This is a genomic window from Flavobacterium galactosidilyticum, from assembly GCF_020911945.1.
GTDB lineage: Bacteria > Bacteroidota > Bacteroidia > Flavobacteriales > Flavobacteriaceae > Flavobacterium > Flavobacterium galactosidilyticum.
Genome location: NZ_CP087135.1, coordinates 1,166,910 through 1,177,889, shown reverse-complemented (window position 1 = coordinate 1,177,889; position 10,980 = coordinate 1,166,910). Strand labels below are relative to the sequence as shown.

General features: G+C 32.9%; 12 protein-coding genes and 2 tRNA genes. 4 read left to right on the top strand and 10 right to left on the bottom strand.

Features of this window, described 5'->3' with window-relative positions:
- Positions 1–175: 175 nt before the first annotated feature.
- The 3 genes from LNP27_RS15225 to istA all read right to left on the bottom strand — a co-directional run bounded on the left by LNP27_RS15225 (position 176) and on the right by istA (position 2,652).
- Positions 176–298 (bottom strand): hypothetical protein, encoded by a 123-nt coding sequence (locus LNP27_RS15225; protein ID WP_255673717.1) that lies wholly within the window; start codon positions 296–298, stop codon positions 176–178.
- Positions 299–349: 51 nt separating this feature from the next.
- Entirely contained in the window at positions 350–1,087 is a 738-nt protein-coding gene (istB, locus tag LNP27_RS05150) for an IS21-like element helper ATPase IstB (protein WP_131910895.1), read from the bottom strand.
- Positions 1,088–1,269: 182 nt separating this feature from the next.
- Positions 1,270–2,652 carry an IS21 family transposase gene (gene istA, locus LNP27_RS05145; RefSeq protein ID WP_229943484.1) on the bottom strand — a complete coding sequence of 461 codons (1,383 nt, stop codon included), beginning with the start codon at positions 2,650–2,652 and terminating at the stop codon, positions 1,270–1,272.
- A gap of 38 nt (positions 2,653–2,690) precedes the next feature.
- On the opposite strand from istA, the gene LNP27_RS05140 reads away from it, so the two are divergent.
- Complete coding sequence (locus tag LNP27_RS05140) at positions 2,691–2,849, top strand: hypothetical protein (RefSeq protein WP_229943482.1); 159 nt, start codon at positions 2,691–2,693, stop codon at positions 2,847–2,849.
- 164 nt (positions 2,850–3,013) lie between these two features.
- Here the strand turns inward: LNP27_RS05140 and LNP27_RS05135 are convergent, their stop codons facing one another.
- The 3 genes from LNP27_RS05135 to mce form a co-directional block, all read right to left on the bottom strand.
- Entirely contained in the window at positions 3,014–3,766 is a 753-nt protein-coding gene (locus LNP27_RS05135; protein ID WP_229943480.1) for a hypothetical protein, read from the bottom strand.
- A gap of 164 nt (positions 3,767–3,930) precedes the next feature.
- A tRNA-Ile gene (locus LNP27_RS05130) sits at positions 3,931–4,004 on the bottom strand.
- A gap of 123 nt (positions 4,005–4,127) precedes the next feature.
- Positions 4,128–4,529, bottom strand: a complete 402-nt coding sequence (gene mce / locus LNP27_RS05125) for a methylmalonyl-CoA epimerase (RefSeq protein WP_229943478.1) — start codon at positions 4,527–4,529, stop codon at positions 4,128–4,130.
- Between the two features lie 234 nt (positions 4,530–4,763).
- Between mce and LNP27_RS05120 the strand changes: the two genes are divergently transcribed.
- Complete coding sequence (locus LNP27_RS05120; RefSeq protein WP_229943477.1) at positions 4,764–6,428, top strand: Ig-like domain-containing domain; 1,665 nt, start codon at positions 4,764–4,766, stop codon at positions 6,426–6,428.
- Here LNP27_RS05120 and LNP27_RS05115 read toward each other — a convergent pair.
- On the bottom strand, positions 6,418–7,191 hold the full coding sequence (locus LNP27_RS05115; RefSeq protein ID WP_229943476.1) for an amidohydrolase: 774 nt from the start codon (positions 7,189–7,191) through the stop codon (positions 6,418–6,420). The genes LNP27_RS05120 and LNP27_RS05115 overlap by 11 nt on opposite strands.
- Before the next feature lie 70 nt (positions 7,192–7,261).
- Between LNP27_RS05115 and LNP27_RS05110 the strand changes: the two genes are divergently transcribed.
- Both LNP27_RS05110 and LNP27_RS15335 read left to right on the top strand, forming a co-directional pair.
- Positions 7,262–7,825 carry a hypothetical protein gene (locus tag LNP27_RS05110; RefSeq protein WP_229943474.1) on the top strand — a complete coding sequence of 188 codons (564 nt, stop codon included), beginning with the start codon at positions 7,262–7,264 and terminating at the stop codon, positions 7,823–7,825.
- 440 nt (positions 7,826–8,265) lie between these two features.
- Complete coding sequence (locus LNP27_RS15335; RefSeq protein WP_428979011.1) at positions 8,266–8,388, top strand: hypothetical protein; 123 nt, start codon at positions 8,266–8,268, stop codon at positions 8,386–8,388.
- A gap of 257 nt (positions 8,389–8,645) precedes the next feature.
- On the opposite strand, the gene LNP27_RS05105 is transcribed toward LNP27_RS15335, so the two are convergent.
- From LNP27_RS05105 to LNP27_RS05095, 3 genes are all read right to left on the bottom strand, one after another.
- Positions 8,646–8,730, bottom strand: a tRNA-Ser gene (locus tag LNP27_RS05105).
- 61 nt (positions 8,731–8,791) lie between these two features.
- A complete protein-coding gene (locus tag LNP27_RS05100; RefSeq protein WP_229943473.1) occupies positions 8,792–9,820 on the bottom strand; it encodes an asparaginase in 1,029 nt (342 codons plus the stop codon).
- Positions 9,810–10,946 (bottom strand): 1-acyl-sn-glycerol-3-phosphate acyltransferase, encoded by a 1,137-nt coding sequence (locus LNP27_RS05095; protein ID WP_229943472.1) that lies wholly within the window; start codon positions 10,944–10,946, stop codon positions 9,810–9,812. Before LNP27_RS05095 ends, LNP27_RS05100 begins: the two co-directional genes overlap by 11 nt.
- Between the last annotated feature and the right edge of the window lie 34 nt (positions 10,947–10,980).

The window sequence follows — 10,980 nt, the reverse complement described above, 5'->3', positions numbered from 1 at the left end:
AATATTAATAAATAAAAAAATAATTGACAAACATCATTTTAATTTTAAGTGTTATATGTATTTTTTTTGTTAAAAAAATACATATAACACTTAAAATTATCATTAAAAAGAAAAAATAATTTTAAACCAACTTAAATTTATCCAAAATATTTAAAAGTAAACAATACTTATTAATTTAGAAAACAGATTGCAAATTCCAGTGATATTGACCACCCAATTCCAATTTAAAGTGAGCACCTGATTCCAATTCAAAATGACCACCTAATTCCGGAGCAAAATGACCACCTCCATTTTTCATTAAAAACTACTTTTTTTCATCTGTTAATTAGTATTCAAATATACTTAAATATTAGCTTTTGTTTATGCCCCTTTTTTTTCTCATAGATTCTCCGTGCAATTCGATTCGGTGAGATTGATGTATCAGCCTATCCAAAATTGCATCAGCTATTGTTTTTTCTCCAATGATGTCATACCAGCCTTGCACTGGGATTTGTGATGTTACAATTATAGAACCATTATTATGCCTGTCTTCAATGATCTCTAAAAGGGTAATTCGGTTATGACTATCTAATGCTTGGAGTCCAAAATCGTCCAGTATAATAACATCTTGCCGTTCTATTCTTGCCAGTTCTCGAAGATAAGAACCATCTGCTTTGGCCATTTTTAATTTAGCAAACAACTTTGAAGTATTAAAATAACTTACCTTAAAACCCTGTATACAGGCTTGATAACCTAATGCTGTACCTAAATAACTCTTACCTACACCAGTACTTCCTGTGATTAAAATGTTTTCGTTTTTCTCTACAAATTCGCATTCTGCCAGACGTAGCACCATGTTTCGATCCAGATTACGGGTTTGGTCAAAATTGATACTTTCAATATTTGATTTGTAATGGAATCGGGCATTTTTGATACTGCGTTCAATGCGACGATTATGTCTTTCATCCCATTCGGCATCAATAAGCATCGATACAAACTGATCAAGTGTGTAATGGTCAGTTTTCCCGCTTTCAATGGCGGTTTTAAAAGCATTATGCATACCATAAAGCTTCATTTGTTTCATTTTTGTTACTGTGGATTCATTCATGATTATTGGGTTTTAATTTAATTATAATACTGTTTTCCTCTGATGTTGCCGTGAACAGGGAGTTCCTGCTCGGGTTCTTGTTCAAAATCAATATGGTCTAGGTTGTTTTCTAAAATATTTTGTATGGTCTTAAAATTGTAAATTTTAAAATCAAGTGCCCGTTTACAGGCATTTATTAATCGCTACTTGCCTACCTTTTTCTCGAAGTTTAGTATTCCCAGACAACTTTTATAGGCTTGTTCGGGGTGGTTTCTGCTTTCGATTATTTGCAAAATATATTCTCCTACGGATTCATCAATACTACTGGCCCAATCAATGAAGCGGGCAGCGCTCCATTGGGCTACAAATTGGTGTGTACTGGCTAAATGTTCTGGGGTTGTGGTATAGACATAAGGTTTGTAATTCCTCGGATGAATGGCTATTCGATTGTATTTGTAATAGATCTCTACCGTTGATTTGGTATACAAGAGTTTCGCTTTTTTCTTTACATATTGATACGGAACACTATAGTAATTTTTGTCTTGACTTAATTGGACATGTCCGTTTTGCATCACCGTTGCAAAGGATTGGTATTTGATTTCAAAGCGTTCTTGTGGTAGTGGGCGTAGTTTTTGTTTCTCATCTTCTAAAAACAATTCTTTACGGGAGTAAGGACGTCCTGTGAGTTTTCGACTATTATGAGCATCTAATAAATCCCATATCTGCTGGTTTAATTCTTCTAGAGAAAAGAATTTGGTTTCTTTTAGAGTTACGTAAATCCTTCTGTACAATATCTTTACCGCACCTTCAACCAATGATTTATCCCTTGGTTTATAAGCCCTGGCAGGTAAGATTGTGGTTTGATAATATTCCGCTAAATCAGCCAGGGTTTCATTGATTGTTGGCTCAAAACGACTGCTTTTTATCACTGCAGATTTTAAATTATCGGGAACAATTGCCGCAGGAGTACCTTCAAAAAAACGCATGGCATTTTCTACCGAAGTAACAAAATCTTCCTTTTGTTGGCTCATGGAAGCTTCTGCATAGGTATATTGGCTGGCTCCCAATATGGCTACAAAAAACTGTACTTCTTTGATTTCTCCGGTATCTTTATCAATGATGGAGAGTGTTTTTCCGGCATAATCCACATACATTTTATCACCGGCTTTGTGATTCATATGCATTACAGGATTGACTCGTTTACCCCATACTTTGTAATGATGAGCAAATTGCGAACTCCTGTAACCATCGGGGTTTACGGCAATATATTGCTCCCACATATGTTGTACGGTAACGCCAACTTTCTTTAGTTCACGTTCCATTTTAGGGAAAAAATCGTATAGGATCTGCAATTTGGGACTAATGGATTCCACAGTAGTCTGTGAAAACAAAAGTTCTAGTTCTGCATCTGTTTTTCTATCAATTAATTCAAAGTTTAATCCGAGAACTTCAAATAAAGAAATATACTTCTTTACCGTATTCCTGGAAAGGGATAAGTAGCTACTTATAAACAACTTACTCTTTCCTTCACAATAGAATTTAATTACTTTTCTAATTTTACTCATGTCTGTTATTTTGTTTGCCATAATCCGTATTTTTTTAACGAATGTATGGTGCTAACAACATGAAAAAGTCAGTAGTTTTTAATAATCAATTTACCCCAAAATTAGGTGGTCAATTTGAACTGGAAAGTGGTGGTCAGTTTGCTCCGGAACTGGTGGTCAATTTACACTGGAAAGTGGTGGTCAATTTGACCGGTTTTTCCAATTATCTTCGGGAATGAAATTCCATCGTTTCAAAATGTTTCTTATTTCATTAGCAGAAATAGAAATTCTGTTGTTTTGCTTGCGTAAAAGAAGATACAAGTCGTTAGGTGCCACTTTAAGTTCCTCCTCGTCCATTTTCTCAAAACATTCATGTAGTAACTCCAAAATCAATAATTCGCTCTTATTTCGATTGACTAGCTTTAAAAGCGATGCGGTCATCATCATATAATTTCTTCTGATCTTCAGTATACTTTACTCTTCCTAAGTTTGAAAATGACCCTTCGCTTATTGGAAGATAATTATTATCTTTTTTGTATTTTAAAAGTGAAACAATATGATTTTTGGATATAATAAAATTCGGATCTAGTTTTCCCAAGAATGGAATTAAGAACTCCCTAATAAAATAGTGAGCATGGTAAGCGCTAATTTCTAAATTAAAAGCATAACTATCATTGGACTTATCGTTGAAACAATTAGAAATTAAATTTGTGAAGTCATTTAATGAAGTGTCAAATTCAAAAACATCTATTTTTCTGAGCTCGAAATAATAATGCCCAATTTTACCCTTGTTCTTTTCAAGAATTTCTAAAATACTTTTTTCATTACTGAAATTTACGATATTAGAATTACTCTTAAATTGAGACAGATTCTTATTCGATTTTTTTCTTTTAATTATCGTATAAATATTTTCATTTTTGTAGAAATAAAATGAAGATGCTCCAAGTAAGAAAGTGAAAATAATTCCTATAAATATTACTATTGAATTGAATAAAATAAAAACACCGCCACTCAATTGAATAACACTAATAATCACAACTGAAAAAGGTAATAATGGAGCTAATATGAGAGGCGATATCTTAGAACTAAAGATCGAATTTAACTTTTCAATTTGTTCATGAAGAAAGAAAAAAATTTCTTCAATTATATTTTTCATAATTCTAATATTTTTTTTTAAGAGTAAAAATACTAAAAAATATAGCTAATTGAAACAGAATGAAAAGTTTAGTATCTTTGCGAAGTCGACAATTTGTTGTACATATGTTGTACTGATAGAAACAAAAAAGCCTTCACATTTCTGCGAAGGCTTGATTTTACTAGTGGTCCCACCTGGGCTCGAACCAGGGACCACCTGATTATGAGTCAGGTGCTCTAACCAGCTGAGCTATAGGACCGGTTTAGAGTTTGCAATATTACTACTATTTTTGGTTTACTACAACTATTTTTTAATTAGATTTTCAAAAATTTAGATAATAAATTTCTCTGATATACAAACTAACTGAATATTAGAACAGTACTTATTTTATTTCCTGACAAAGTTCTATCAAAACTCCATTAGTACTTTTAGGGTGCAAAAAAGCAACCCATTTGTTATCAGCACCCTTTTTTGGAATTTCGTTCAAAACAATAAATCCTTCCTTTTTTAAACGAGCAATCTCTGAAACAATATCTTCAACATCAAACGCGATGTGATGTATTCCCTCTCCCTTTTTTTCTAAAAATTTAGCAATTGGACTTTCTGGATTAGTAGCAGCCAAAAGCTCAATTTTATTAGGTCCATTCATAAAAAAAGAAGTGCTTACTCCTTCACTTTGTACCACTTCAAACTTGTATGCTGGAGCGCCAAAGAGTTTTTCAAAAACTAAATTTGATACTTCTAAATCTTTTACTGCAATTCCTATATGTTCTATTTTTCTCATTTTATAATTTATTAAAAACTAAAGTCTTTTCCACATTTATCCTTCAATAGACTTGTATTCTATTGCATTCATCAAAAATTGACATTTTACTTTTACAAAACAAGTAATAAGAAAGTAAATCAATCTAAAAACGAAACAATATTAAGCGTACTTATTGGTGATATAAAAAAAACATAAAAGTTTCGATGAGAGCAAATATAATTGTTATTTTGTAAACTTAATTTCTCAAATTTTATGTTTAAAAATAAAACACTCCTTATATATATCATATTAACTCTTTCGTTAGCTAGTTGTGCCAAGCGAGGCTCTATTACTGGCGGAATGAAAGACACAATTGCTCCCGTTTTAAAAATGAGTTTTCCAAAGAACTTCAACACAAATTTTAAGGGAAGTGAAATCAAATTAGAGTTTGACGAATATATAAAACTCAAAAACCTAAACAAGCAACTGATTATTTCGCCACCAATGAAGCAGGAACCACTAATTCTGCCAACCACTGCTAGCAAATACATGACTATTAAGATAAAAGATACCCTACAACCCAACACAACATACAGCTTTAATTTCGGGCAAAGTATAGCAGATAATAACGAAGGAAATACATTGAACCAATTCAAATACGTATTTTCCACTGGTGACTACATTGATTCATTAAGTATTGAAGGAAAAGTAAAAAGTGCTATTGACAAAGAAGTAGAATCGTTCGTTTCAATAATGCTCTACGAAGTCAATGAGAGCTTTAAAGATTCAATTATTTACAAAGAAACCCCAAGGTATATTACTAATACTTTAGACAGCTTAAAAACGTTTCGATTAGAGAATTTAAAAGCTGGAAAGTATCTACTTTTGGCTATGAAAGACCAAAATAACAACAATAAATACAACCCAAAAACAGATAAAATTGGGTTTTATAAAGAGTTTATTACTGTGCCATCTGACACGATATACGAGTTAGAACTTTTCAAAGAAGTATTGCCTTTCAACGCTTTTAAACCTACACAAGCATCAGGAAACAGGCTTCTTATAGGTTATGAAGGAGATATAAACCAAGTTCAATCCAGACCAAAAATAGTTTTAAAAAAGAACAACGAAATTTTACCCACAATTGTTACTCAGTTTCCTAAGAAGGATTCGCTCCAGATATGGTTTAAACCTTTAAAAGCTGATTCTTTGGCAGTAGCGATAACAAAAGATAAATACACAAAAGAATTCACTTTTAAAATTAAAGACCAGAAAAAAGACACTCTTAACATCACTGCTTTATACAGTGGCACCTTACATTTTAGAAATCGGTTCACTTTAGAAACCGCTACGCCATTGGTGAAATTTGACAACTCAAAAATGAGATTGATTAACAAAGACTCTATTGCTGTTGCTTTCACCACAGAATACGACGAGTTCAATCAAAAATTATTTTTTGATTTCAAGAAAGAACCTTCAGAAAAATACACCTTCACCATTTTACCAGGTGCTTTGAGTGATTTTTTCGAAAAATCTAATGACACCTTATCATATAAAGTGAGTACCCTAAACACTGCCGATTATGGAAACATTATTGTAAAATTACAAAACGTCAAAAAATTTCCCGTTATCGTTGAATTGACAGATTCAAAGGGTGATGTTTTGGCTTCTGAATATGCGGAGAGTAATTCAACTGTCTATTTTAATCTTCTCGAACCAGCACAATTTACACTTCGAGCTATATATGATACAAACAAAAATAAAATTTACGATACGGGTAATTATATAGAAAAACGAGCTCCCGAAGAAGTAATTTATTTTTCAAAAGAAATAGATGTTAGACCTAATTGGGATGTTGAACAAGTTTTTGACTTAAACATTCCCTATACGCCAGAACCAAAAAAGAAAACAGATACCAAGAAAAAATCTAGTTTTTAGTTTTAATTTCAAAAGTATCTTTATCGCTTAAGAATGCAAACTTTTTTCTGATTTCAGTTAGTTTTGATTTATCTAATGTTGCTTTGAACATAGCCTCAGATTCTTGCGGCTCTACCACATATTCTCCCAATGAATCGAAAACTTGGGAATGACCAATATAGCTGTGTCCACTTGCATCTTCTCCCGTTCTGTTCACACCAATTACATAGCTAACGTTCTCAATCGCTCGTGCTTTCAATAACGCATCCCAAGCTGTCGTTCTAACTTTTGGCCAGCTCGCTACATAAATCAGTAAATCATACTCTTCAACATTTCTTGAAAAAACAGGGAAACGCAAATCATAACAAACTAAAGGACAAATTTTCCAGCCTAAATAATCAACAATCAATTTTTGAGTTCCAGCTGTATATACTTTCTCTTCACCGGCGAGTGTAAACAAATGTCTTTTATCATAATACTGTATTTCACCCAAAGGAAACACAAACAACATTCTATTGTAGTAGTTACCATTCTCTTCAATAACGACACTTCCTGTTATGGCGCTATTTTTAGCTTTGGCCAAATATTGCATCCACAACACTGTTTCTCCATGCATTGTTTCAGCAACAGCACTGGGATTCATAGTAAATGCTGTCGAAAACATTTCAGGAAGAACAATTAAATCTACCTTTCCAGAAATAGAATTAATTCTCCCTTCGAAATAATCACGATTTAAATTTGGGTTTTCCCAAACCAAAGGAGCTTGAATCAATAAAACTTGCATCTTTTTATTTTTTCATAAAATTAAGCATAATAACAGTAATTTATGTTCCTTATATTAGCAAAAACAAGAAATGAAAAAGACACTAGTTTTATGCACAATGCTATTCTCTATTTTTGCTTATTGCCAAGAGAAATCAGGAGCAAAACAATTTTGGGAGAATTTACAAAAACAATGCGGAAAGTCTTTTGAAGGCAAAGTAACAGAAGGAGCAGACAATGACACTTTTCGAGATAAAAAACTAGTGATGCACATTCGCAATTGCGATGAAAACACCATTCGGATTCCTTTTTTTGTATCAGATGACAAATCAAGAACTTGGGTTTTAACGTATAAAAATAACCGAATCAAACTCAAACACGATCACCGTCATGAAGATGGTTCCGAAGACAAGGTTACCCAATATGGCGGCACGACAACTAATTCTGGTTCGTCAACACTCCAATTCTTCCCAGCAGACCAACAAACGTGTAATCTACTTCCAACTGCTGCCGCCAATGTTTGGTGGATCACTTTAGATGAAACATCATTTACCTACAATCTAAGACGCATAGGCTCCGACCGATTGTTTACAGTAAAATTTGACTTAACAAAAACAGTTCCTACACCTGCAGCACCTTGGGGCTGGAAAGACTAAAATATTTCAAATAAATTGGACATAAAAAACGCATTCAAATTAATGAATGCGTTTTTTACGTTTTTATTTTAAAGATTTTCAGTTTTAAAACCTATAAATCAAACTAAACAAATCTCTTCCTCATCGTTAAAAAAAATATCTAACCTTTTAGTTTTCTCTGTCAAATAATACTAATTCAGTTGTGTAATGGCGCATGAAATTTGCATATATACGCATGGGAAAAACGGCCACTTTAGACATTATAGAAACTTAAGCTGAGCTTACAAGCTTACTATCTAAACAGAAAATTCTAACAGGTGAGGAAAAAATTAAATCTTTGATTTATATAAAGAAGAATAAATTTAAAACTCGTCAAGAAGTTTCAGATTATTTAGGAATACATATTAGAAATTTAGAAAGATGAAGATTTAGGTATCACAAGACAAACAGCTTCAAAATACTTGGATCAATTAATAGAATTAAATCTGATTACTTTGCATAAAATAGGTAAAGAAAACTTTTATATTAATATTGCGCTTTATGACTTTTTACAAAATGCGCCACAAAAACTCAAGTTCAAATAATTCAATTTTGTTGACACGTTTGTATTGTCATGTTAAAAAAACAGAAAAAAGTTAACACGTTATAATAGTCATGTTAAACAAGTCAACAAAAAACAACATATTTAAAATATAAGTACAATTCAATCTTAAATAAAAAAAGCCAACTCAACAGTTGGCTTTTTTGGTAATCATCACTGAAAAATTTCTTTAGCGCCTTACAAAACTGGGTGTAAAACTGGGTATAAAAGACACAACTAGCTAATTATCAGTGTTTATTGCAGAGAGAAAGGGATTCGAACCCTCGATATGTTGCCATATACACGCTTTCCAAGCGTGCGCCTTCAGCCACTCGGCCACCTCTCTATTTTGTAACGGCTGCAAAGAACATCAAAAAAAATGAGTTAGAAAAGTTAAAACCTAATTATTACAGCATTTCTCCACGTAATGAAGTTTCAAAAATAGTTTTGAAGTCTTTTGCTGGTGTTTTTTGACCCAATAGAAACATTAATTTTGTAATGGCTGCCTCAGTAGTGATGTCATTTCCCGAAATCACTCCTATTTTCTTTAGTCCTGTACTAGTTTCATACTGTCCCATATTAACACTTCCTGCTGAACATTGTGTGACGTTTATAATATGTAAACCACTAGCAATTGCTTTACTTAATAAGTTTAAAAACCAATCTTCTGTTGTAGCGTTTCCAGCTCCGTAGGTTTCTAAAACAATTCCCTTCAGACTTGGAATATCTAAAATAGCAGATAAAACAGCTTCACTGATTCCAGGGAACATTTTAATGATTGTTACATTAGTATCTAAATCAATATGAACTTTTAGCTTTTTATCCTTACACAAAGGCAAAAATAACTCTGGATTTAATTTTAAATGCACACCTGATTCGACTAAATCAGCGTAATTAGGCGATTTAAATGCTTTGAAATGTTCGGCATTGACTTTTGTAGTTCTATTGCCTCGGAATAATTTATATTCGAAATAAAGACAGACTTCTCTAATAACGGGTTGATTGTCTTTTCGTAACGAAGCGATTTGTATAGCTGTTATCAAATTCTCCTTAGCATCCGTACGCAAATCGCCTATTGGCAACTGCGAACCCGTAAAAATTACTGGTTTTGCCAGGTTCTCCAACATAAAACTCAACGCTGATGCGGAATACGACATAGTATCAGAACCGTGAAGCACTACAAATCCGTCAAATGAAGTGTAATTATCTTCAATGATTGTAGCAATTTTAGCCCATTCAGCAGGATTCATATTCGAAGAATCAATAGGATGTTTAAAAGAAAAAGTTTCTATCTCACAATCTAATTGTTTCAGCTCAGGAACTCGCTGCAATAATTTACTAAAATTGAATGCCTTTAAAGCGCCTGTTTCAAAATCTTTTCGCATACCAATGGTTCCACCAGTATAGATTAGTAGTATTTTAGATTTACACAACATCGTGGTATTTCAATTTATTCACAACTGGATTAGCATACATAGCCAAGAAACCATCTAATGCTACCGGATTATCATGGTCAATACGCATTTCTAATCGGCGCTCAAATAATGATTTCTCGTTTTCGGTATATAAATGAGCAAAACTATTGGTCTTATTTACAAGATCGTAAGCTATATAATTAGTAGGCCATAATTTATAATTACTCAAAATAGCATCATCAATAACTCCTGCTAAAGTTACAATTTGCTTATTTGAACTCTCATCACTAGCCTTTATTTGTTCAATTTCAGTATCAAGAACAGTACCTATATGAATGTGAATACCTTTCTTTTGCCCTTGAGCACCGCTCAAAATGGTCATGAAATCCTCATTCTTATCTTTGACATATACTTCATTATTGGCTTCGGCCATCAATTGAGGCATTTTTAGAGCATCAGTAGGATCGTATTCATACGAAATAGAAACTGGTACAATTTTGATTTTCTTAAAATAGTCCATCAAATTCTTTTCATCAGAACCCATTCCAAGCATTTTCAATATACCAGGATTCGTTTCGTCCTTTCCGTCCTTAGTTCTACCTTCTCGCTGTGCAATCCAAACGGAACGATTTTCGTGCAACAATAAATGTCCAATATACTCTGACAACAATTTAGAACTTTGCAGCATTTCTCTTGGCGTTAAGCCACGTTGCACTAAGAAGTTTCTATTTAGCTTAGCCAATGTATTCAAGAATGGCATTTTGACTAAATTATCACCAATAGCTGAAGCGGTCATAGTTAGATTATGCTCAAATAAAGCGGTGTTCAACAAAGTGGTATCTAAAAGAATATCACGATGATTAGAAATAAATAAGTAAGAAGTGTTAGGCTCTAGGTTTTCAAAACCAGATGTAGTTAATCCGTTCGAGCTTTTTTCTAAAACTCTTTGTACGGATTGATATATAAAATTACATTGGAAATCTCGAATCGAATGCGTGCGTAGCAGTTGTTCTTTCCAAACATCGTCTAAAACATCTGGGAACGTAAAACTCATCAATGCTTTCATCATCGGATGATTAACAACTTTGTGAAGTGCTTGGTTTATTTCGGAATCATAAAAAGGCCGAATCGCGTCAAATCTATGCATTTTGGTTCTTAAATTTTAATATTGGCAAATGAAC